Origin of the sequence: Streptomyces sp. NPDC088766 (assembly GCF_044750845.1) — a bacterium.
Classification (GTDB): Bacteria; Actinomycetota; Actinomycetes; order Streptomycetales; family Streptomycetaceae; genus Streptomyces.
In genome coordinates this window covers 39,762-62,401 of record NZ_JBIVKQ010000035.1, presented here as the reverse complement: position 1 = coordinate 62,401, position 22,640 = coordinate 39,762, and the positions used below count along the sequence as shown (strand labels likewise).

Below are 22,640 nucleotides of genomic sequence, written 5' to 3'. Positions count from 1 at the left end.
ATGTCCCGCCGGACCATGTCTACGCGGAGGCGCGGCGCACCAGGGTGGTCGGCAGGACCAGCCCGTTCGGGGCGGCGGGTTCGCCGGTGCCCGGGGCGGGCTCCCCGGTGTCGCGGCGGTCGGGGCCGCGCAGCAGGAGGCGGGCCATGACGCGGCCCATCTCCTCGATGTCCTGACGGACCGTGGTCAGGGGCGGGTCGGTCTGTTCGGCCAACGGCACCATGTCGTCGAAGCCGACCACGGCGACGTCCTCGGGCACCCGCAGTCCGCGTTCCCGCAGCACGCGCAGGACGCCCGAAGCGGTGAGGTCGTTGGCGGCGAACACGGCGTCGACGTCCGGGCAGCGGTCGAGGAGCTCGCGCATGGCGCGCTCACCGCCGCCGGGGGTGAAGTCGCTCTCCACCACGAGCCGCGGGCCGGCGTCCCCCATCACGTCCCAAAAGCCCTGGAGCCGGTCCGCCGCGGAGGTCTGGTCCAGCGGCCCGGTGATGTGCGCGACGCGGGTACGGCCGAGTCCGACGAGGTGCCGTACGGCCTCTCGGGCGCCGCCCCGGTTGTCGCTGTCCACGTACCTGACGTCGCGCGTGCCGTCGCCCCAGCCGGGGCGGCCGCCGAACACCGTCGGCACCCCGGCGCCCTGGATCAGTCCGGGGAGCGGGTCGTCGACGTGGAGGGAGAAGACGAGGGCGCCGTCGACGTGGCCGCCGGCGAGATAACGGGCGACCCTGACGTGGTCGTCGCGGCCCTCGGTGAGCAGCAGCACGAGTTGGTTGTCGTGAGCGGTCAGCTCCTTGCTGATGCCGCGCAGTTGCAGGGCGAAGAAGGGGTCGGCGAAGACCCGGGTCTCGGGTTCGGCGATGACGACGGCGACGGCGTCGTGCCGCCTGGTCACCAGGCTGCGCGCGGCCTGGTTGGGGACGTACCCGAGTTCGTCCACGGCGCGCCGCACCCGCTCGACGAGCGGCTCGCGGACCCCGTCACCGCCGTTGACGACCCGTGAGACGGTCGCCCGCGAGACCCCGGCCCGCGCGGCCACTGCCTCCAGCGTGGGACGGGGCGCTGTGTCGCTCACTTCGGGGCTCCTCCTCGGTGCGGTGCGGCTCAGGATAGCCGCGGCGGGGGGGAGGAGGTGAGAGCGCTCTCGCTGCCGGGACGGCGGGTCCGCCGTCCGGGGTCCGTCAGTGCTCGTGGGGCTCCTGGGATTCCTGGGATTCCTGGGGGTCGTGCGGGGTGTGCGGGTCGTACCCGGGGATCGTGCCGTCCGGTTTGCGCACCAGGAACAGGCCCACCATCCCCATGTCGGAGTGGCTCTGCACATGACAGTGGTACATCCACGCGCCGGCGCCCACGCCCTCTCCCGCGATCACCTGGAAGCCGAAGGAGTCGGCCGGGCCGACGATCTTGTTGTCGACGACCTGGCTGGGGTCGTCCGGGCCGGTGAGCGCACCGGTGCGGTTGTCGGCCCAGCGATGTCCGTGCAGGTGGAAGGTGTGGTAGTACTCGCCGTGCGTGATCATCACGAACTCGACGCGGTCGCCCACGACGGCCTCGAAGTCCGGGCCGCTGTGGGCGGGCCTGTTGTTGATCGTCATGTCGTTGAAGACGATCGTGTGGGTGGCGTCGGGCAGGACGTCGCCCCTGCGCCGGACGATCACCGGTCCGTAGAGGCCCTTGCGGATGCCGCCCGTGCCGTGTTCCGTGCCGACGACGTGGTCGTGGTAGTGCCAGTAGCCCGCGCTGCCGGCCCGCCAGGTGCCGTCCGCGCGGCGGCCGGGGAGGTGGGTGCGCCAGGTGTAGGTGCGCGAGCCGCCCGGTTCCACGTCGCTGTGGTTCAGTGCCGTGCCGTCGCTGGAGGTCTCGTAGTCGAGGCCGTGCACGTGCAGGCTCGCCGGCACGTCCAGGGTGTTCTCGAACTCGATGTGGACGGTGTCGCCCTCGTTCACCTCGATCAGCGGGCCCGGGATGGTGGCCCGGCCCCTCTCGAAGCCGTAGCCGAGCTGCCCGTCGGGGAGCTTCTCGGCGTACAGCCTGAGGTGCCGCACCTGGCCGCCGGCCGGGGCCGTCGCGGCCGGGGTGCCGGCGCCGGCGGCCCGGGAGGCGGCCAGTGACAACGATGTCGCCGCCGCGGCGCCGCCGAGCAGCACCCGCCGGTTGAAACCGCGTCTGTCCATGCGGAACTCCCCATCCTGATAAGGGACTTGCGGAGGCGTACCGGTGACGATCGTGATGAGCCCGTGTGACGGTACCGGTCGCCACGCCGTTCATCCACACCCAGGACAAAGTTCGTGCCATTGCGGTCGTCGGTCTTGGCGATCCGGGCAAAGGGGTCTAGCTTCCTTGGCGCTGTCGCTGTGACCAGGGAGGTGCCCATGCACTTACGAGGGTTGAGCACGACAAGGGTGAGCGGTGCGCGAGGGGCCGGGCGCCGCAGGAGACGTGCCAGGGTGGCCGCCGTGGCCGCCGGGGTCGTCGGCGCCGGACTGCTGTCGGGGCCCGCCGTGCAGGCGCGCCCGGCGCCGGAACCGTCGCTGACAACGATGTCCGTGAAGTCGCCGCCGGGCGGTCCGGGGGTGAACGTCCTCGTCTTCCACGGCTCCGCGGCCGCCGGGGAGGAGTCGCCGGTCGTCGACGCCGGCATCGAGGCGATCGAGGACATCGGCCTCACCGGTGCGGCGGACCAGCGCTTCGAGGTCGAGGCCACCGACGACGCCTCGGTCTTCACCGACGGGGCGCGGCTGGGCGGCTACAACGCCGTCGTGTTCCTGACCGGGGGCGGCGACGTCCTCGATCCCGAGCAGGAGGCGGGTCTGGAGGCCTACATGGAGGCGGGCGGCGGTTTCGTCGGCCTCCATGACGCGGCGCGCGCGGAACCGTACTCGGACTGGTTCACCGGTCTGATCGGCGCCCGCCCGGCCGCGAACGGTCCGACGGCCGTGCAGCGGGCCACCGTCGAGGTGGGCGACCGCCTGCACCCGGCCGGAAAGGACCTCCCCGTCGAGTGGAAGCGCCCCGACCGGTGGCCGAACTGGACGCGCAGTCCCTCCGGCACCGTGCACACCGTCGCCCGGGTGCGCGAGTCGACGTACCGGCCGGGCGCGAGCGCCAACGGCGCCGACCACCCGATCAGCTGGTGCCGGGACTACGACGGCGGCCGGTCCTTCTACACGGGCATGGGCGGCACGGCGTCCTCGTACGACGAGACGGACTTCCGCGCGCATCTGCGGGGCGCGCTGCTGTGGACGACCCGGCTGGCGCGGGCCGACTGCAAGGCGACCATCGCGGCGAACTACAAGGCCGAACGGCTGACCCGGCCCAACCAGCCGGGTCGCAACGACCAGATCGGTGAGCCGCACGGCCTGGTCACGGCGCCCGACGGGCGGGTGCTGTACATCGGCCGCGGCGGCGCCGACTCCTCCCGGCCCGTGATCACCGACTGGAACGATCCGGACATCGGCAAGGGTGAGGGCGAGATCCACGTCTACGACCCGGCGACCGGGAAGGTGACGCCGGCGGGCGCGTTGACCGTGTTCGGCAACAAGGGCGGCGGTGACGAGCTGGTCAAGGTGGAGGAAGGGCTGCTCGGCATCGAGCTGGACCCGCGGTTCGCGCAGAACGGCTGGGTGTACCTGCACTACACGCCCCACTCGGGGCTGGACCGCGAGAAGCGGACGGCCGAGCGGCGCGTCTCCCGCTTCACGCTCGACCCCGCCACGAACAGGCTGGACCTCGGCAGCGAGAAGGTGCTGCTGAAGTGGCCGGTGCAGGTGCACAGTTGCTGTCACGCCGGCGGCGGGATGGCCTGGGACTCCAAGGGCAACCTGTACATCGCGACCGGCGACAACAACTCGAGCGGTTTCAGCGGCGGTTACTCCGGCAACAACCCGCAGCCGAACTACAAGGGCCTCTCCTTCGCCGACGCGCGCCGCACCGCCGGGAACACCAACAACCTCAACGGCAAGATCCTGCGCATCCACCCGGAGCCGGACGGCACGTACACGCTCCCCGAGGGCAACCTCTTCACCGGCCGGGAGACCGACGAGGGCGGCGGCAGGACGCGCGGCGAGATCTACGTGATGGGGGTCCGCAACCCGGCCCGCATCTCCGTCGACCGGCGGACCGACATCCTGTACGCGGGCTGGGTGGGACCGGACGCGAGCGTCCCGTCGACGACGTGGGGGCCCGCCAAGTACGACACGTTCGCCGTCATCACCAAGGCGTCCAACCGGGGCTGGCCGTACTGCATGGGCAACAAGCAGCCCTACCGCGACCGCAATCTGCCGGACCCGACGCAGCCGCTCGGCTGGTACGACTGCGACCACCCGAAGAACGAGTCGCCGAACAACGACGGTCTGGTCTCCCTGCCGCCGGTCACCGGCAACAACATCTGGTACTCGCCCCAGGGCGGTGCCCCGGACTATCCGCGGGACGCGAGCGGTGTCCCGTCGTACCGGCCGGAGGAGGCCCGCCATCTGCTGCCCTGGCTGAAGGGCGGCGGTCAGGCCGCGATGAACGGGCCCGTCTACCGCTACGACGCGGCGAACGCGAGCCCGGCCAAGTGGCCCGCCTACTGGGACGGCAAGTGGTTCGTCGGCGACTTCTACGACGGCGACCAGCCGCGCAACGCGGTGCTGATGAACCCGGCGACCCAGGGCGACGGGGGCCTGCCGGTGCACTCCGAGTCGCTGAAGAAAATCGTGCCGGTCGGCAACGACGGCATCAAGAACCTCATGGACTGGAAGTTCGGTCCCGACGGCGCGCTCTACGTCCTCGACTACGGGCGCGGTTTCTTCACCTCCGACGCCAAGTCGGCACTGTGGCGGGTCACTTACACCGGCGGTGGGCCGACCCCGGCCGCGGGGCAACTGGTGAGGGGGACGCGGTGACGGGACGACGGAGAGTGTGGACGGCGCTGCTGGCCGCCGTACTGACGGTGCTGGGTCTGCAGGCCGTGCCGAGTGCCGCGCGGCCCGGGCAGGACCTGCCCTCCGCGCCGCCCGCCGCGGCCGGGCAGGTGCTGACCTGGACGGCCGGCGACGACATCACCCGGTACACGACGGCGCCGACGACGGCGGTGGCGGGGCCGGCGACGATCGTCTTCGAGAACAGCGCGGCGACCGGCAACACCACGGGAATGCCGCACACGCTGACGTTCGTGACGGGTGACCCCGAGTTCAACGACGACGTGCGGCTGAACATCCTGGCCAACCCGAACGACGACACGGGCGGCCGGCACACCGCCGAGGTCACGCTCTCCCCGGGCCGTTACCTCTACCACTGCACGATCCCCGGGCACGGCCAGATGCAGGGCATCCTGGTGGTGACCGGGGGCAGCGGCGAGGACACCACCGCGCCGGAGACCTCGGCGACGGTGAGCGGGGTGCAGAACGCCCAGGGCGAGTACGTCGGGTCGGCGAGCGTGACGGTCTCGGCGGCCGACGACGCCGGCGGGTCGGGGATCGACAGGATCCAGTACGCCGTCGACGCCACGGCCGACTGGCTGCCGTACACCGCGCCCGTGGTCGTCGACCGGGTCGGCGGCCACACGATCCGCCACCGCGCCTTCGACAGGGCGGGCAACGTCTCCGCCGAGAGGACCGTGGCGTTCACCGTGGCTCCGGCGCCCTCCGACGACACCACCCCGCCGGAGACCTCGGCGACGGTGAGCGGGGAGCGGAACGCCGACGGGACCTACGTCGACATGGCGACCGTCACGGTCACGGCATCCGATACGGGGTCGGGTGTCGACCGCATCCAGTACGCGGTCGGCACGGCGGGCGACTGGACCCCGTACACCGCACCCGTCATGGTCCACCAGAGCGGCACCCACACCGTCCGCTACCGGGCCGTCGACAAGGCGGGCAACGCGTCGGCCGAGCGGAGCGTCACGTTCACGGTGGTCGCCGCTCCCCCGCGGGACACCACTCCCCCGGTGACCGGCGTGACCGTCGAGGGCACGCGCAACTCCGCGGGCGCCTACGTCGGCAACGCCCGCGTGACCGTCGCCGCGAGCGACGAGGGCGGTTCCGGGGTCGCGGCCGTCGAGTACTCGCTCGACGGCGGGCCCTACCTGGCGTACACCGCACCGGTGATCGTCGACCGGGCCGGCACCCGCACGGTGACGTACCGGGCGAGCGACAAGGCGGGCAACACCGCGGCGGCGCGCAGCGTGAGCTTCGCGGTGGTGGCCGGCGGCGGAGTGCCCGCGCCCGCCTGCCCCGAGTGGGACGAGCGGTCGACGGTGATCGTCGGGACGGTCGACACCGGGGTGCCGAACCGGGTGACCGACAACCGGTGCCGGATCAACGAGTTGATCGAGGACGAGCGGGAGTGGACGTCGCACGCCCTGTTCCTCAAGCACGTGCGGACCGTCCTGGACGGACTGCTGCGAGGCGGGGTCGTCGACGAGCGGGAGCACGGCGCCGTCCTCGACGCGGCCCGCGCGTCCGGGATCGGCAGGCCGGGGCAGACCGGGGGCTACCGCACGATCATGGACGGCAGCGCGGAGTCCTTCGCCCGGTGGGAGCACGTGGGCGGCGGCTCCTTCGCCCCGAACGGCGACGGCTCGATCACCTCGGGCACCACGAGGGACGGTCTCGGGATGCTGTGGTTCCCGCAGCGCAAGTACGGCGACTTCTCGCTGCGGTTGCAGTGGCGGGACGACGCGCCGGGCACCGGGAACGCCAACTCCGGCGTGTTCGTGCGCTTCCCGTGGGTCCACGGCCAGGCCGAGGAGCCGCGTCCGGAGTGGGCGGCCATCAAGTACGGGCACGAGGTGCAGGTGCTGGACCGGCCCGACGGCGACCTGTACAAGACCGGCTCGGTCTACGGCTTCGACCGGGTGGGCCTGGCCGGGGCCGGCGTGACCCAGAAGGGCACCTGGAACGACTACGAGATCCGGGTGGTCGGCCAGCACTACTCGGTGTTCCGCAACGGTGTGCTGATCAACGAGTTCGACAACACCGGCGGGCAGGAGTTCTCCCCGCCGCGGGCGGACGATCCGGGCACGGACGGGCGGCGGTTCGCCTCCGGCTACCTGGGCCTCCAGGTGCACGGCACGACGGACGTGGTGTCGTACCGGGACATCCGGATCAAGGACCTGTAGGCGTCCGGCGGGTGCCAAGGCGCCGCCTTTCGAGGCGGCGCCCCGGCACCGGACTCAGGTCACCGGCCTCACGGCGTCATCAGGATCTTCACGGCCCCGTCCCGCTTCTGCTGGAACATCTCGTACGCCTCGGGGGCGTCCGCCAGCGGGACGCGGTGGGTGGCGAAGTCGTCTACGCCGAGCGGGTCCTCCTCGGTGAGGTGGGGGAGGATGTCGTCGACCCAGCGCCGCACGTTGGCCTGGCCCATCCGGATCTGGATCTGCTTGTCGAACATGGTGAGCATGGGCAGCGGGTCGGCCATGCCTCCGTAGACGCCGGTCAGGGAGAGCGTGCCGCCGCGGCGGACCAGCTCGATGGCGGTGTGGAGGGCGGCGAGCCGGTCGACGCTGAACCGTTCGGCGAGGGGGCCGCTCAGTTTGCGCGGCAGCAGGGCGGACGCGTTCTGGATCAGACGGGCGGCCGCACTGCCGTGCGCCTCGGTCCCGACCGCGTCGATCACGGCGTCCGGGCCGCGCCCGTCGGTCTCGTCGCGGATCGCGGCGACCAGTTCCTTCTCACTGTCGAAGCCCCGGAGGTCGTACGTCTCCACGCCCCGCGCGCGGGCCCGGCGCAGCCGGTCGCCGACGAGGTCCACGCCGAACACCCGCCCGGCGCCGCGCACCCGGGCGACGCGGCAGGCCATGTCGCCGATGGGTCCGAGGCCCAGCACGGCGACGCTGCCGCCTTCGGGGATGTCGGCGTACTCGACCGCCTGCCAGGCGGTGGGCAGGACGTCGGACAGGTAGACGAAGCGGTCGTCGGGCGGGCCCTCGGGCACCTTGATCGGGCCGTACTGGGCCTGCGGGACGCGCAGGTACTCGGCCTGGCCGCCGGGCACCGCGCCGTACAGGCGGGTGTAACCGAACAGCGCCGCGCCCATGCCCTCGGCGGTGACCTGGGTGGTCTCGCACTGGGTGGGCAGGGAGTTGAGGCACATCCAGCAGTCGCCGCAGGCGATCTGGAAGGGCACGACGACCCGGTCGCCGACGCTGAGGTCGACGACGCCGGCGCCGACCTCCTCGACGATGCCCATGGGTTCGTGGCCGAGGATGTCGCCGGGAGTCATGAACGGGGTGAGCACCTCGTAGAGGTGCAGGTCGGAGCCGCACAGTCCGGTGGAGGTGACGCGGATGACGGCGTCCGTCGGTTCCTGGATCACGGGGTCGGGCACGGTGTCCACCCGTACGTCCCGCTTTCCCTGCCAGGTCACTGCCTTCATCGTGCCGCGCTCCCTCCGCCGGATTCGGGGGCCCGCCGTGCCGGGGCGGGTCCCGGAGTGCGGGCCGGGTACCCGGCGCCCCGGATCCGAACCGCGCCGCCCCGGCCGGCCGCACAGCGCCGGGCGGGCCGGTCGACCCACCGGGCGCACCCGGTCAGGGACGGCCCGGTATGGCCACCGACGAGTCGGCGAGCGCACAATCGGGTCACGGAAGCGGGGTGACGACGGTGGACAAGGCGACGGTGGACGGCACGACGGGCCCGAGACACGGCAGGCGGCTCCGACCCCCGTGGGAGCGGAGGAGGAAGCGGCGGGGCAGGCGCTCCGGGCGCGGTGCGGCGACGGCGGCCGCGCTCGCCGCGGCGCTCGCGCTGTCCCTCGCGGCGGGCTGCACGAGCGGCGACGGTCCGGCCGACGACGGCCGGGACACCGGCCGGTCGCCGAGCGGCACGGACACGGCCGCTCACGGCCAGGTCCTGGCCGTGAAGATCGACAACGCCCCGGCGGCCCGCCCGCAGACCGGTCTCGACGCCGCGGACATCGTCTACGTCGAACAGGTCGAGGGCGGTCTGAGCCGGCTGATGGCGGTCTACGCGACGCGGTTGCCGGAGACGGTCGGGCCGGTGCGCAGCGCCCGTGAGTCCGACCTGGAGCTGCTGCGCCAGTTCGACCGGCCGGTGCTGGCCTTCTCCGGCGCGCAGAGCAAGCTGCTGCCGCTGATCGGCAGGGAGCCGCTGGAGGCCGTCACCCCGGAGGACGACGAGGACGCCTACTACCGCGGCACCGACAGGGCCGCCCCGCACAACCTCTATCTGCGCCCCGGCCGCGTGCTGCCGTCCGCGCCGGGCGAGGCCGCACTGACCACCGGGTTCCGCCACGGTCCCGCACCCGAGGGGGGCACGCCCACCGCCTCGCGCACCGTGCGCTATCCCGCGGCCCGCTTCACCTTCACCTGGTCCGGGGAACGACGGCGCTGGGAGGTCACCACCGACGGCACCCCGGCGGTGACCGCCGACGGCCGGCGGCTCGCCCCGGCGACGGTGGTCGTGCAGTACGTGAACGTGCGCGGGTCCGGCTACCACGACTTCCTCGGCAGCCGCACGCCGTACACGCAGACGGTCGGCTCGGGGACGGCCCAGGTGCTGCGCGACGGGCGCGCCCACGACGTGCGGTGGCAGCGCCCGCGGGCGGCGGACGGAACCCGGTTCACGACGCGGGACGGCAAGCCGGTCGCCTTCACCGGGGGCCAGGTGTGGGTGGTGTTCGCGCCGGCGCCGTGACGCCAGGGGACCGGCTCAGGTGAGGGTGCGGCGAGGCTCCTGGCCGCTCGGGCCCCGCCCGGCCGGGGGCTCCGCCGGGTTGCGCAGCCCCTCCGCCGCGTCCGCGACCCGGCGGATCAGGTCGAAGAACACCGTCTGCTCCTCGCCGGACAGCGGGGCGAGGAAGACCTGGCTCATCCGGGCCGCGCGCACGGCGAGCCTGCGGTGGACGCGCAGGCCCTCGGCGGTCAGGCGCAGCAGGAAGCGGCGGCCGTCCTGCGGGTCGCGGACCTTGTCGAGGAGTCCGCGCCGGATCAGCCGGCTGATCACCTCGGCGACGGTGGAGCGGTCCAGGCCCACCCGCTCCCCGACCGTGCGCTGGTCGAGGCCCGGCTCGGCGACGAGTGCGTTGAGGACGGCGAACTGCGGGGAGGTGGTCTCCTCGGACACCATCGCGTTCCACAGCAGGTAGTGCGCCTGCTGGAGCCGTCGGGCGAGGTGCCCGGGATGGGTGTCGAGGTCCACCGCAGCCATGCGCGCTCCCGAAGTCGGATCGTACGTGTACTGAACGATACCCGGAGAGCAGGCGGCTGTCTGCCCGCGGGAAAGAGCGGTTGACCTGACCTTTCCCCGAAGTCTTGACGGCCCGGCCCGCCGATGGCAGCGTGAAGGACACCTCGCCAAAATAGTCAGTGCCCTGATTAATTGAGGGCTGAGGCGCACGGAGAGAGAGGGGGCTGCACACATGGACAAGGTGGTCGCCACGGCCCTGGAGGCGGTGGCCGACGTGCCGGACGGCGCGTCGCTGGCAGTGGGCGGTTTCGGGCTGAGCGGCGTACCGGGCGTCCTCGTCCAGGCCCTGTACGAGCGGGGCGTCACCGGGATCTCGGTCGTCTCCAACAACTGCGGGGCGATGGAGTCGGGTCTCGCCGTCCTGCTGGCCGCCGGGCGGATCGCCCGGGTGACCGGGTCGTACATCGGGGCGAACAAGGAGTTCGCGCGCCAGTACCTGTCCGGGGAACTGGAGGTCGAGATGATCCCGCAGGGGACGCTCGCCGAGCGCCTGCGGGCCGGCGGTGCCGGCATCCCCGCCTTCTACACCCCGGCCGGGGTCGGCACCCAGGTCGCCGAGGGCGGGCTGCCGTGGCGCTACGACGGCGAGGGCGGCGTCGCGCTCGCCTCGCCGCCGAAGGAGGTGCGGGAGTTCGACGGCACCGAGTACGTCCTGGAACACGGTATCCGCACCGACTACGCCCTGGTCAGGGCGGCGAAGGGGGACCGGCACGGCAACCTCGTCTTCAACAGGTCCGCCCGCAACTTCAACCCGCTCGCGGCGATGGCGGGGCGGATCACGATCGCCGAGGTCGAGGAACTGGTCGAACCGGGCGAGCTGGACCCGGACGCCGTGCACCTGCCGGGCATCTTCGTGCAGCGGGTGGTGGCCCTGACGCCCGAGCAGGCCGCCGACAAGAGGATCGAGCAGCGGACCGTCTCGGCGCCCGCGACGAAGGAACGGGTGAACGGCTGATGGCCTGGACACGCGAGCAGATGGCGGCCCGCGCCGCGCGCGAGCTGAAGGACGGGCAGTACGTCAACCTCGGCATCGGCCTGCCGACCCTGATCCCCAACCACCTCCCCGCGGACGTCGAGGTGGTCCTGGAGAGCGAGAACGGCATCCTGGGAACCGGCCCCTACCCCACCGAGGACCAGGTCGACCCGGATCTGATCAACGCTGGCAAGGAGACCGTCACGGTCCTGCCCGGCGCCTCCTTCTTCGACTCGGCGCTCTCCTTCGGCATGATCCGCGGCGGCCACATCGACGTCGCCGTGCTCGGCGCGATGCAGGTGTCCGAGCGGGGCGACCTCGCCAACTGGGCGATCCCCGGCAAGATGATCACCGGCATCGGCGGGGCGATGGACCTGGTCCACGGCGCCCGTACCGTCATCGTCGTCATGACGCACACCGCGAAGGACGGCAGCCCGAAGATCCTCGCCGAGTGCGCGCTGCCCCTGACCGGCAGGGGCTGCGTCGACCGCATCGTGACCGACCTCGGCGTCCTCGACGTCACCGGGGACGGCCTGGTGCTCGTCGAGACCGCGCCCGGGGTGGGCGCGGACGAGATCGTCGCGAAGACGGGCGCCGAGGTCCGCGTGCCCGAGGAGGTCCAGCAGTGAAGAGCGTCTACATCGTCGACGCCGTCCGCACCCCGGTCGGCCGCTACGACGGCGCCCTGGCCTCGTTGCGCCCCGACGACCTCGCCGCCCACGTGATCCGTGAACTCCTTTCCCGTACGCCCGCGTTGGACCCGTCCCGGATCGAGGACGTGTACTTCGGCAACGCCAACGGCGCCGGTGAGGAGAACCGCAACGTGGGCCGGATGGCCGCCCTGCTGGCGGGCCTGCCGACCTCCGTGCCGGGCGTGACCGTCAACCGGCTGTGCGCCTCCGGCCTGGAGGCGGTGATCCAGGCGGCCCGCGCGATCGCCGTCGGGGACGCCTCGATCGCCGTGGCCGGCGGTGTCGAGTCGATGACCCGCGCGCCCTACGTGCTGCCCAAGAGCGACCGGGCGTTCCCGGCGGGCCACGCGGAGCTGTACTCGACCACGCTGGGCTGGCGGATGGTCAACCCGCGGATGGACCCGCAGTGGACGATCCCGCTCGGCGAGAGCGCGGAGCTGATCGCCGACAAGCACGGGATCAGCCGTGCGCAGCAGGACGAGTTCGCGCTGCACAGCCACCGCAAGGCGGCGCGGGCCCAGGAGCTGGGACTGTTCGACGCCGAGCTGGCCCCCGTCACGATCCCCCGCCGCAAGGGCGACCCGCTGGTGTTCGCGGCCGACGAGTCGGTGCGGCCGGACGCCTCCCTGGAGGCGATGGCGAAGCTCAGGCCCTCGTTCCGCACCGAGGACGGCACGGTCACCGCCGGGAACGCGTCCCCGCTCAACGACGGTGCGGCGGCCCTGCTCCTCGTCGACGAGGAGGGCCTGAAGGCCGTCGGCCGTGACCCCCTCGCCCGGGTGAGCGCCACCGGGGTGTCGGCCCTCGACCCGCAGTACTTCGGACTCGCCCCCGTGGAGGCGGTCGGCCGGGCCCTCGCCAAGGCGGGCAAGGAATTCGACGACCTGTCCGTGCTCGAACTGAACGAGGCCTTCGCCGCCCAGGTGCTGGGCTGCGTGGCCGAGTGGCCCGAGTTCGATCCGGCGATCCTCAACCCGCAGGGCGGTGCCATCGCCCTCGGCCATCCGCTCGGCGCCTCCGGCGCCCGCCTCGCCGGCACCGTCGCCCACCAGCTCGCCCGCCGCGGGTCCGGTGTCGGTGTCGCCACCCTCTGCATCGGCGTGGGCCAAGGTCTGGCCCTCGTCCTCGAACGCCAGTGACCCGGGACTCCTCATGACTCTCACGCAAGCCGACATCGACCAGGAGATCGCGGCCGAGCACGCCGCGTACGAGAAGCGGCTCGCCGACGGCGCCCCCGTCGAGCACCATCCGCGCCGCGACTACGCGCCCTACCGTTCCTCCGTCCTGCGCCATCCGCGGCAGCCGCCGGTCGCCATCGACGTCAGCAAGGACCCGGAGCTGGTGGAACTGGCCTCGCCGGCCTTCGGCGAGCGGGACATCACCGAGATCGACAACGACCTGACCCGGCACCACCGGGGCGAGCCGGTCGGCGAGCGCATCACCGTCTCCGGCCGGCTCCTCGACCGCTCCGGGCGGCCGGTCCGCGGCCAGCTGGTGGAGATCTGGCAGGCCAACTCGGCCGGCCGGTACGCCCACCGGCGCGAGCAGCACGACGCCCCGCTGGACCCGAACTTCACCGGGGTGGGCCGCACACTCACCGACGACGACGGTCTCTACCGCTTCACCACGATCCAGCCGGGCCCCTACCCGTGGCGCAACCACGTCAACGCCTGGCGGCCCGCGCACATCCACTTCTCGCTGTTCGGTTCGGCGTTCACCCAGCGGCTGGTGACGCAGATGTACTTCCCGAACGACCCGCTGTTCCCCCACGACCCGATCCTGCAGTCGGTGACGGACGACGCGGCGCGGCAGCGGCTGGTCGCCACCTACGACCACAGCCTGTCCGTGCCCGAGTTCTCGCTCGGCTACCACTGGGACATCGTGCTGGACGGCCCGAACGCCACCTGGATCGAAGAAGGACGCTGACCCGCCATGACGAAGATCGACACCAGCGGCCCGGAGAGCGTGCCGCCCACCCCGTCGCACACGGTCGGCCCCTTCTACGGGTACGCGCTGCCCTTCCCGGGCGGCGGTGACATCGCGCCCGTCGGCCACCCCGACACCATCACCCTCCAGGGACACGTGTACGACGGCGAGGGCCGGCCGCTGCCGGACGCCTTCGTCGAGCTGTGGGGCCCGGACCCGGACGGCCGGGTGCCCGCCGTCGACGGCTCGATCCGGCGGGACCCCTCGACCGGCGGCTATCTGGGGCGCAACGGCGTGGAGTTCACCGGCTGGGGCCGTGTCCAGACGGACGCGAACGGCCACTGGTACGCGCGGACCCTGCGGCCCGGCGCGCGCGGGCGCAGTGCCCCGTACCTCAGTGTGTGCGTGTTCGCGCGCGGACTCCTCGTCCACCTGTTCACCCGGATCTACCTGCCCGAGGACACGGCCGCGCACGCCACCGACCCGCTGCTGGCCGGGCTCGACCCGGCGCGCCGCGGCACGCTGGTCGCGGCCGACGACGGCAGGGGCACCTACCGTTTCGACATCCGCCTTCAGGGCGAGGGCGAGACGGTCTTCCTGGAGTTCCAGTGACAGCTGATCAGTCGGACGCCGGTCTGCTCGCCCCCGGGTGGACCGGCTCCCCGGCCGCCGCCGCGACGAGCGACGCCGCCCACCTGCGGGCGCTGCTCGACGCGGAGGCCGCGCTGACCCGTGCGCAGGCCGCGCTCGGCCTGGCCCCGGCCGCGGCCGGGAGGGCCGTCACCGAGGCCGCCGCGGGCGCCTTCGACGTACGGTCCCTCGCCGCGCGCGCGAGGAGCGGCGGGAACCCGGTGATCCCGCTGGTCGCGGACCTCACGGCGGCGGTCGGCACGGAGCACGGGCCGTACGTCCACCGGGGGGCCACCAGCCAGGACATCATGGACACGGCGACCATGCTGGTCGCGGTGCGGGCGCTGGAGGCGGTCCTCGCCGACCTGGACCGTACGCAGCGGGCGCTGGCGCGGCTGGCGGCCGAGCACCGGGACACTCCCCTGCCGGGCCGCACGCTCACCCAGCACGCCGTACCGACGACGTTCGGGCTGAAGGCCGCCGGGTGGCGGTCGCTGGTGCTGGACGCGCGCGACCGGATGTCGGCCGTACGGGACTCCCTGCCCGCCCAGCTCGGCGGCGCGGCCGGGACGCTGGCGGCCTTCACGGCGTACGGCGCCGCGGACGCGACCGAGCTGCCCGCCGCCTACGCACGGGAACTGGGCCTGCGCGCACCGCTGTTGCCGTGGCACACGCTGCGCACCCCGGTCGCCGACCTGGCCGGGTGCCTGGCCTTCGCGGCGGGGGCCCTGGGAAAGACGGCGGCCGACGTGCTCACCCTCTCCCGCACCGAGGTCGCGGAGGTCGCGGAGGGCAGCGGCGGCGGTTCCTCGGCCATGCCGCACAAGGCGAACCCCGTGCGGTCCACGCTGATCGCCGCCGCCGCCCTGCGGGCCCCCCAGCTCGCGGCGACGCTGTACGGCGCCCTGGTGGCGGGGGACGAGCGGCCGGCCGGGGCCTGGCACGCGGAGTGGGAGCCGCTGCGGGACCTGCTGCGGCTGGTCGGCGGGGCCGCCCGGGACGCGGCGGAGCTGGCCGAGGGGCTGCGGGTGCGCGCGGACGTCATGCGCGACCATCTCGGGCTCACCCACGGACTGATCGTCTCCGAGCGGCTCTCCGCCGAGCTGTCCGCGGTGCTCGGCCGGACCCGCGCCAAGGAGCTGCTGACCCGGCTCGCGCCCCGCACCTTCACCGAAGGCCGCCCGCTGGGCGAACTCCTCTCCGAAGAAGCGGCGTTGAAGGACGTCGACCTCGACGGCCTCACCGACCCCGCCCGCTACACCGGCTCCGCCGGAGCCCTCACCGACCGTGCGCTGGAGCGACGTTGACCGAGAAGCTGCTCAACCACCGGGCCGAGGGACCGGCTTCCGCTCCCCCGCTGATCCTCGGGCCCTCCCTCGGCACCTCGTACGCGCTGTGGGACGAGATCGCGCCCGAACTGTCCGTCACGCACCGGGTGATCCGCTGGGACCTGCCGGGGCACGGCGGCTCGGCGGCCGATCTGATCGGTCCCGGCGCCACCGTCGGCGACCTGGCCGCCCTCGTGCTGGCACTGGCCGACTCCCTCGGTCTGGAGCGGTTCGCCTACGCCGGCGTGTCGCTGGGCGGGGCGGTCGGACTGCACCTGGCGCTGCACCGTCCGGAGCGGGTGTCGTCCCTCGCGGTGATCTGCTCGTCGGCCCACTTCGACGGCGCCCGGCCCTGGCGGGAACGGGCCGCGCTGGTACGGCGCGAAGGGCTGGCCCCGGTCGCGGAGAGTGCGAACGCCCGCTGGTTCACGGGCGGTTTCACGGTGCCCGCTCTGGTCGCCGACCATCGCCGCGCCGACCCGGCGGCCTACGCCGCCTGCTGCGACGCGCTGGCCGCGTTCGACCTGCGCGAGCGGCTGGCGGAGATCACCGTACCCACGCTGCTGATCGCCGGGCGCGAGGATCCGGCGACGCCGCCGGCACACCTGCGGGAGATCGCGGACGCGGTGCCGGGCGCCGCGCTCGTGGAGATCCCGGGCGCCTCCCACCTGGCCCCCGCGCAGTGTCCGCAGGCGGTACTGACCGCGCTGCGCGCCCACTTCGGCGAGGGCGCCGGGCGGGGCATGCGGGTACGGCGTGAGGTGCTCGGGGACGCGCACGTGGACCGGGCGCAGGCCCGCCAGACGCCGTTCACCGCCCGCTTCCAGGACTTCATCTCCCGCTACGCCTGGGGCGAGATCTGGACCGACCCGACGCTCAGCCGCCGTGAGCGCAGCATGATCACCCTGACGGCGCTGGTCGCCCACGGTCACCACGACGAGCTGGCCATGCACGTCCGGGCGGCCCGGCGCAACGGGCTCACCCCGGAGGAGATCGGCGCGGTCCTCCTCCAGACGGCCGTCTACTGCGGGGTCCCCGCGGCGAACTCCGCCTTCGCGACGGCCCAGCGCGTCCTCGCGGAGGAGACCGGCGAGGGGTGACCGTGCGGGGCCCCGCGCCCCGGCCCGGCCGGCGACCCGGCGTTGCGGGCCCGGCCCGGAGCCGGCCCCGCGGGGCCCCGGGGCGGCTGGAGCCGGACGCCGCCCCGCCAGGGGCCTCGCCCCCTGTGCTACGGGGGCGGCCGCCCGGGCTCCGTCGGGCCACGGCCGGGGAGCCCGGCACGGCGACGGCCCGGAGCCCGGCACAGCCACGGCCGGAAGGGGGCCGACCTGCCGGGCCCGGCACTTCCGGGCCTGCCGGGGAGCCGACCTCGCCGGGGCCCTGGCCGGCCCCGGACCGGACGCCGTACCCCCGCCCCGGGTGCCTACCTGCGGGTCTGGCCCGGTACCAGGCCGACCGCCGGAGCGCCGAGGGCGTCCAGGGCGGTCTGGGCCTGGAGGGCGAGGCCGTCCGCGTCGCAGGAGCGGGCGAGTGTGAGGCCCCGCTGGAGTTCGGAGGCCGAGCGGGAGGCGATGCCGTACTCGACGCGGGCGGCGGCGTGTTCGTACTGGCAGGGCGAGGCCTCCAGGTAGGTGACCGCCTGGGCGGCGAGGCGGACCGCGCGCTGCCCGGTCTCCAGGGCGGCGGCGCAGCGCAGGGCCTCGCCGATGGCGGTGTCCGTGCCGAAGCGTTCGGCCTGGCGGCGGGCGTCGGAGGCCAGCCGGGCCGCGCGGGCGGGGTCCACGGTGGCGAGCGCCTTGGCCAGGTCCGCGGCCCAGGGCACCATCACCGGATTGAGGTGACCGCGGGCGGCCGCCGCCTTCTCGGCCTCCTCGAGCTCGTTGACGCCGTCCTGGGTGCGGCCGACGGCCAGCAGCAGCCGGCCGCGCACCGACCGCGGGTCGGGCAGCACGATCGTGGACGGGTAGGGCGGGGCGAAGCCGTACTGCTCGGCGATGCCCCAGGCATCCTGGACGTGTCCGCGGGCGAGCAGCGTGTCGACGAGGTTGCAGGTGGCCGACCAGTACAGGGGCAGGCCGCGCCCGACGCGTTCGGCGATGCGCAGTGACTCCCGCAGGGACTCCTCCGCCTCCCTCAGCCGGCCCCGGCGGCGCAGGCCGAGTCCGAGGTAGGCGTGGGCCAGGGCGAGGTGGCCGCCGCTCCAGCCGGCGGTGACGTAGGCGCGCAGGGCCTCGTTGAAGAGTGCTTCGGCGCGGTCGAGCCGGTCGGTGTAGGCGTACGAACTGGCCAGCATCATCAGCAGTTCGAGGCCCCACTCCGGGTCGGTCCAGCCGAGGCCGGGTGCGAGGCGGCCGTTGACGAGTGCGCGGTCGCACAGTTCGACGACCACTTCCGCGTTCTCGCCGTGGGTCATGGCGTCGAAGCCGCGCAGGATGAGCAGGGCCCGCTCGGCGTTGTCACGGCCGGTGCAGGTGGCGGCGAGCCTGCTGAGTTCCGCGGAGCGGCCGGGCGAGGCGGCCTGGCCGGCGTGGATGCCCTCCCACATGAACTGCACCGCCTGGAGCCGCATCCGGGCCGGTCCGGTGGGCTGCCGGGCGGCCTCCGCCTCGACGGTGCGGACGGCCTCCTCCAGCTGGTCGTTGTGCGTGAGGGCCTGGGAGAGGCGGTAGACGGCGTCGACCCGCTCGGCGTTGTCGAGGCCGGGCACGGCGAGCGCGGTCCGCAGGTGCTCGATGGTCCTGGCGGGCGAGCTGAGGAGGGTGGCGCAGCCGAGTTCGTAGAGGACGTGCGGGTGCACGTCGGGCGCGGGCGGTTCCGCCAGGGCGCGTTCCAGGCAGCGGCGGGCCGCGTCCGGGGCGCCGACGGCGAGGTGCTCGCGGGCGGCCTCGCGCAGTTGCTCCACGAGTTCCTCGTCGTCGTCGGCGTGGACCTGGAGCAGGTGCCGGGAGGCCGCCGCGAGGCCCTTGCCGGCGTCGATGACGACCTGGGCGGCGATGCCGTGCATCGCCTTGCGCAGGCCCTCGGGGATGGAGTCGTAGACGGCGGTGGCGATCAGCGGGTGGACGAACTCCAGGTCGCCGACGCCGGCGGGGGCGGCCGCCGCGTCGGGTGCGGTCAGTATGCGGGCGGCGCGCAGCAGTTCGGCGCAGCGGACCGCGACCTCGTGGCGCATGCCGGCGAGCCGGGCCGCCTGGTCGACGGTGATCCCGGCGCCGAGGATGGCGGCCGCCATGGCGAACCGGGTGGCGTCGACGCCCAGTTGTTCCAGGCGGTCGACGAGGCCGCCGCCGCGCGCGGAGCGGTTCAGCGGGCGCAGTTCGGTGGCGGAGGACTCGGCGGGTACGAGGGCCCGGTCCTGCACCTTGGCCAGGAGTTCGACGGTGTCGTAGGGGTTGCCGCCGGTGACGGCCCACACCTCGCGGCAGAACGGGTCGTCGGCGTGCTCGCCGAGGGTGGCGCGGGTGAGGCCGGCGACCGCCTCCGGGGTCAGGGCGCTCAGGCTGGTGACGGACTGTCCGGCGGCCGCGGCGACCGCGTCGAGGTACTGGGCGGCGTCGCCCTTGACCTCGCTGGTCCTGCGGGCCACGACGACCAGGACGGACAGGTCGTCGAGGTGCTCCACGAAGGCGGCGAGCCAGCGCAGGGTCTCCTGGTCGGCCCAGTGCGCGTCGTCCACCAGCAGGACGAGCGGCCAGTCCCGCCGGGCCAGCCGGGTCACGGCGGCGACGAGGCCGTCGCACACGCCCTGCGGGTCGGCGTGGCCCTCGCCGGGTTCGGCGATGCCGAGGGCCGGGCCCGCGATGTCGTACCAGTCACCGAGGTATTCGCGGGCCTCCTCCGGGTGCAGCGAGAGCAGAGCGGGCTGGAGCAGCTGCCGTACCACGTTGAAGGGGACGGATCTGAGGGTCTCGCCGCCGCGGGCCGACCACACCGTGCAGCCGCGGGCCTCTGCGATGCGCCGTGTCTCGGCCAGCAGTGCCGTCTTGCCGAACCCCGCGTCGCCGCGCAGCAGGTGCACCCGGCCCGACGAGGAGCGGTCGGCGCACAGCTGGTCCACCACCCGCTCGATGGCGGCCACTTCCTCGTCGCGCTCCCACAGGGAGGCCGAGGCGGCCACCGCCGGCCGTACCTCCGTCATCCCGCTACCTCCCCAAGTCGCCCGAACGACGTACCGGACCTCGAGCGTAGCCGTCCGGCGGTCCGCGCGGAGGATGGTCGGTCCAGCTGTTGCCCCGGCGGGTGACGGGTGGCGCCCCGCCGGGACCCCGCGGGCCTGCGGGAGAGCCCCCGAACGTCAACGAGGCGGGACTCGCGGCGAATTGACGTCGATTTTACGCCAGCGCGGCACGGAGTGCCGGACCGGCCTCCGGAGAAGGGATCGGGAGAAGAGGCGATCCCTCTCATACGACTTTCACCGATGCCTCATACGGTGGGGGCATGACGCAGGTGACTCCCCCCGGGTGGTACCCCGACCCCGGGCAGACGAATGACGCCCCGCCCACCGAGCGCTGGTGGGACGGCGGGGCATGGACGGACCAGACCCGTCCGGCGGGCTCGGCCGCCGCGTGGGGTGCGCCGGCGCAGGCCCCGACGGTCGGAGCCTTCCCGGCATACCCGGCATACCCGTCCGCACCGCCCACCGGTTCGCGGCGCGGGCTGCGCACCGGGGCGGCCGTGGTGGCGGCCGTGGCGGTCCTGGCCAGTATCGGGGTCGGCGTGTACGCGCTGACCAAGGACGACGGCGGCTCCACCGGACCCGGTACGGCGCAGGGGCCCGGCGGCCGGGGCGGTCCGGGTGGCTCCGGCGGGCAGGACCCCTTCGGCGACTCGGGGGGCCCGGGTGGCTCCGGGGGCTCGGGGGGCACCTCGCCGGCCCCCGAAGGGTCGGAGGCGCCGAAGATCGAGAGCGGCGCGGTGACCGACGCGCTCAACGGCATCAGCATCCCCATCCCCGACGGCTGGAGCGGGCAGGAGCTGAGCGTGGGCGCCCAGATAACGTCCGAGTCGTCCTACAAGTGCCCCGGCGACACGTCGAAGACCTGCACCAAGGGCGGCGTGTACTCGGCTCCGGCCCAGGTGCCCGGCTCCACCGCGGAGGCGGTCGCCAAGGCGGACATCGAGGCCAACGCCGAGGAGTCGTACGGCGGCACCACGTACGGCGAGATCACCTCGCACCAGGTCCTCGCCTCGCGGGCGGTGACCGTGGCCGGCCAGAAGGGCTACTTGGTGCGCTGGAAGGCGGTCACGAGCAAGGGCGCCGACGGCTACGTCGAGTCCCTGGCCTTCCCCGCCCCCGCGGACAGCGGGCGGATCGTGGTCCTGCGCTTCGGCGTCGACGCCGACCAGGAGGTGTCCGTCATCGACGAGATCACCAAGGGCATCAAGGTGTCGAAGGGGAGCGGCAGCGGACAGGGGGTCTGAGCACGGACCCGGCCGGGCCGGACAGGGCCGGCCAGGGCCGGGGCGTGGCGGACCGGGCCGGGGCGTGCCGGGTTGTACCGGACCGGGTCGCGTGGGCGCGGGTCCGACCGCGACGGCGCGGGCGGGACCGGCCCGGCCGGGCGCCGGCCGGGCCTCGCCCGGCTGAGCGGCTCGGCCGGCCGGGACCGGCGCCGACCGGCCGCCGCCGGTTCGGGACGGCTCGGCCCGGCCCGGCTTCGTCCGGCCGGGCGGGCTCGGCCGCTCCGGGGCGGTTCGAACCGGCACGGTCGGGTTGACCGTCCGGGCGGGCGTACGTCGGCCGGCCGGGTCCGGGCGGGTCCGGGCGGCCCGGATCCGCCTCGGCCTGCTCGGGTCGGCCGGGCGGAGTCGGCCGGGACCGGGGCGGCGCGCTGGGCCGTGGGGTCGGCCGGATCCCCCACGCGGACCGGCTCCCCGGCCCGCACAGGAGGCGGCTCGACTCGGCGGCGCCGGTCGAGCCGTCCGGACACGCCAAGCCGTCCGCACCAACCGGCTTCGCCCGCCGAATCGTCGTCATCCACAAAACCGTGCTGATCCGCAGGGCCGGTCTCGGCCCCGCCGCCGTGTCCCGGCCGCCGCCCGACACACGAGCGGCCGGGTGGGACGCCCCTCCGCTCAAGAGGCGTCCCACCCGGCCGGGGGTGCGCGCCGCCCCCGTCCCCACGGTGCGGCGCGAGCAGGTCACCGTCCGGTCATCCCACGGACGGCGGCCTGGGTCTTTCCGCTCCGAGGCCGAGTGCCGGCAGCACGGCGGCCTCCACGAAGCGCAGCAGGTACTCCTCGTCGGCGTACTCCCCGTCCACCACGGGGCGGGCGCGGACGACGCCGAACATCTGGGCCGGGATGTACTCCAGCGCCGGGTGGCCGGCCGCCACCTCGCCGCGCTCGACACCCCGCCGCAGGATCTCCCGCAGGGCGGCGATCTCGGGTTCGACGATGGCCTCGCGCAGCGCGCCCGCCAGCTCCCCGTCCTGGGTGACGGCGTGTCCGAGCGCCTGGAGGAGTTTGGTGTCGGTCATGGACCAGCGGGCGGCTCCCCGCGCGGCCTCGCGCAGGTCGTCGGCGAGTGATCCGGTGTCGATCCCGGCGAGCCGCGACCGGCGGCGGGAGCGCAGGGCCGCCACCACGAACTGGGGTTTGGTCTTCCACTGCCGGTACAGCGTGGACTTGCTGCACCGGGTGCTGGTGGCGACGCCCTCCATGGTGACGGCCTCGTACCCGCACTCGCGGATCTGTTCCAGGACGGCGTCGAAGAACTCCTGCTCACGCTCGGGCGTGAGCTTGGAGCGGCGCGAGGCGGCGACCGATTCCGGTCCGTCCGCGGCCTGCGACGTCATCGGCCCTTCTCCTCACTGCTGTCCGGCGGCCCTTGGAGGGGCCGCTTCCAGTGTGTCGCATGTCCATCGATACGCCAGTGTACCGGTACTCAAGCGTATCG

17 protein-coding genes are annotated in these 22,640 nt (G+C 73.9%); 11 read left to right on the top strand and 6 right to left on the bottom strand.

The window, feature by feature from the left end:
* Nucleotides 1-19: 19 nt before the first annotated feature.
* Together ACIP5W_RS33005 and ACIP5W_RS33000 are read right to left on the bottom strand one after the other, a co-directional pair.
* On the bottom strand, nt 20-1,072 hold the full coding sequence (locus ACIP5W_RS33005) for a LacI family DNA-binding transcriptional regulator (protein WP_401481283.1): 1,053 nt from the start codon (nt 1,070-1,072) through the stop codon (nt 20-22).
* 106 nt (nt 1,073-1,178) lie between these two features.
* Complete coding sequence (locus tag ACIP5W_RS33000) at nt 1,179-2,171, bottom strand: multicopper oxidase domain-containing protein (protein ID WP_401481281.1); 993 nt, start codon at nt 2,169-2,171, stop codon at nt 1,179-1,181.
* Between the two features lie 198 nt (nt 2,172-2,369).
* Between ACIP5W_RS33000 and ACIP5W_RS32995 the strand changes: the two genes are divergently transcribed.
* The gene (locus ACIP5W_RS32995) at nt 2,370-4,883 is read left to right on the top strand and encodes a ThuA domain-containing protein (protein ID WP_401481279.1); all 2,514 of its coding nucleotides are present in this window, start codon (nt 2,370-2,372) and stop codon (nt 4,881-4,883) included.
* Nucleotides 4,884-4,897: 14 nt separating this feature from the next.
* Nucleotides 4,898-7,102: an OmpL47-type beta-barrel domain-containing protein gene (locus ACIP5W_RS32990; RefSeq protein ID WP_401481298.1), complete on the top strand. Its 2,205-nt coding sequence runs from the start codon at nt 4,898-4,900 to the stop codon at nt 7,100-7,102.
* A gap of 68 nt (nt 7,103-7,170) precedes the next feature.
* Here the strand turns inward: ACIP5W_RS32990 and ACIP5W_RS32985 are convergent, their stop codons facing one another.
* Nucleotides 7,171-8,361: a zinc-dependent alcohol dehydrogenase gene (locus ACIP5W_RS32985; RefSeq protein ID WP_401481277.1), complete on the bottom strand. Its 1,191-nt coding sequence runs from the start codon at nt 8,359-8,361 to the stop codon at nt 7,171-7,173.
* Between the two features lie 170 nt (nt 8,362-8,531).
* On the opposite strand from ACIP5W_RS32985, the gene ACIP5W_RS32980 reads away from it, so the two are divergent.
* Nucleotides 8,532-9,641, top strand: a complete 1,110-nt coding sequence (locus ACIP5W_RS32980; protein WP_401481275.1) for a DUF3048 domain-containing protein — start codon at nt 8,532-8,534, stop codon at nt 9,639-9,641.
* Between the two features lie 15 nt (nt 9,642-9,656).
* Here the strand turns inward: ACIP5W_RS32980 and ACIP5W_RS32975 are convergent, their stop codons facing one another.
* On the bottom strand, nt 9,657-10,154 hold the full coding sequence (locus ACIP5W_RS32975) for a MarR family winged helix-turn-helix transcriptional regulator (RefSeq protein WP_401481273.1): 498 nt from the start codon (nt 10,152-10,154) through the stop codon (nt 9,657-9,659).
* 211 nt (nt 10,155-10,365) lie between these two features.
* Between ACIP5W_RS32975 and ACIP5W_RS32970 the strand changes: the two genes are divergently transcribed.
* From ACIP5W_RS32970 to pcaD, 7 genes are read left to right on the top strand one after another with little or no spacing between them, the layout of a single operon-like run.
* On the top strand, nt 10,366-11,148 hold the full coding sequence (locus tag ACIP5W_RS32970) for a CoA transferase subunit A (protein WP_401481271.1): 783 nt from the start codon (nt 10,366-10,368) through the stop codon (nt 11,146-11,148).
* The gene (locus ACIP5W_RS32965) at nt 11,148-11,795 is read left to right on the top strand and encodes a CoA transferase subunit B (protein WP_401481269.1); all 648 of its coding nucleotides are present in this window, start codon (nt 11,148-11,150) and stop codon (nt 11,793-11,795) included. The genes ACIP5W_RS32970 and ACIP5W_RS32965 overlap by 1 nt, the downstream gene beginning before the upstream one ends.
* The gene (locus tag ACIP5W_RS32960) at nt 11,792-12,997 is read left to right on the top strand and encodes a thiolase family protein (protein WP_401481267.1); all 1,206 of its coding nucleotides are present in this window, start codon (nt 11,792-11,794) and stop codon (nt 12,995-12,997) included. The genes ACIP5W_RS32965 and ACIP5W_RS32960 overlap by 4 nt, the downstream gene beginning before the upstream one ends.
* A 13-nt stretch (nt 12,998-13,010) precedes the next feature.
* Nucleotides 13,011-13,784, top strand: coding sequence for a protocatechuate 3,4-dioxygenase subunit beta (gene pcaH / locus ACIP5W_RS32955; RefSeq protein WP_401481265.1), 774 nt, complete (start codon nt 13,011-13,013; stop codon nt 13,782-13,784).
* Between the two features lie 6 nt (nt 13,785-13,790).
* Nucleotides 13,791-14,396: a protocatechuate 3,4-dioxygenase subunit alpha gene (gene pcaG, locus ACIP5W_RS32950; RefSeq protein ID WP_401481263.1), complete on the top strand. Its 606-nt coding sequence runs from the start codon at nt 13,791-13,793 to the stop codon at nt 14,394-14,396.
* Nucleotides 14,393-15,721: a 3-carboxy-cis,cis-muconate cycloisomerase gene (gene pcaB, locus ACIP5W_RS32945; RefSeq protein ID WP_401481261.1), complete on the top strand. Its 1,329-nt coding sequence runs from the start codon at nt 14,393-14,395 to the stop codon at nt 15,719-15,721. The genes pcaG and pcaB overlap by 4 nt, the downstream gene beginning before the upstream one ends.
* Nucleotides 15,718-16,842: a 3-oxoadipate enol-lactonase gene (gene pcaD / locus ACIP5W_RS32940; RefSeq protein WP_401481259.1), complete on the top strand. Its 1,125-nt coding sequence runs from the start codon at nt 15,718-15,720 to the stop codon at nt 16,840-16,842. Before pcaB ends, pcaD begins: the two co-directional genes overlap by 4 nt.
* A 323-nt stretch (nt 16,843-17,165) precedes the next feature.
* Here pcaD and ACIP5W_RS32935 read toward each other — a convergent pair whose 3' ends face one another.
* Nucleotides 17,166-19,880: an ATP-binding protein gene (locus ACIP5W_RS32935; protein WP_401481257.1), complete on the bottom strand. Its 2,715-nt coding sequence runs from the start codon at nt 19,878-19,880 to the stop codon at nt 17,166-17,168.
* Nucleotides 19,881-20,179: 299 nt separating this feature from the next.
* Between ACIP5W_RS32935 and ACIP5W_RS32930 the strand changes: the two genes are divergently transcribed.
* Nucleotides 20,180-21,163, top strand: a complete 984-nt coding sequence (locus tag ACIP5W_RS32930) for a DUF2510 domain-containing protein (RefSeq protein ID WP_401481255.1) — start codon at nt 20,180-20,182, stop codon at nt 21,161-21,163.
* A 731-nt stretch (nt 21,164-21,894) separates the two neighbouring features.
* Here ACIP5W_RS32930 and ACIP5W_RS32925 read toward each other — a convergent pair.
* Nucleotides 21,895-22,539 carry a TetR/AcrR family transcriptional regulator C-terminal ligand-binding domain-containing protein gene (locus ACIP5W_RS32925; RefSeq protein ID WP_401481253.1) on the bottom strand — a complete coding sequence of 215 codons (645 nt, stop codon included), beginning with the start codon at nt 22,537-22,539 and terminating at the stop codon, nt 21,895-21,897.
* Between the last annotated feature and the right edge of the window lie 101 nt (nt 22,540-22,640).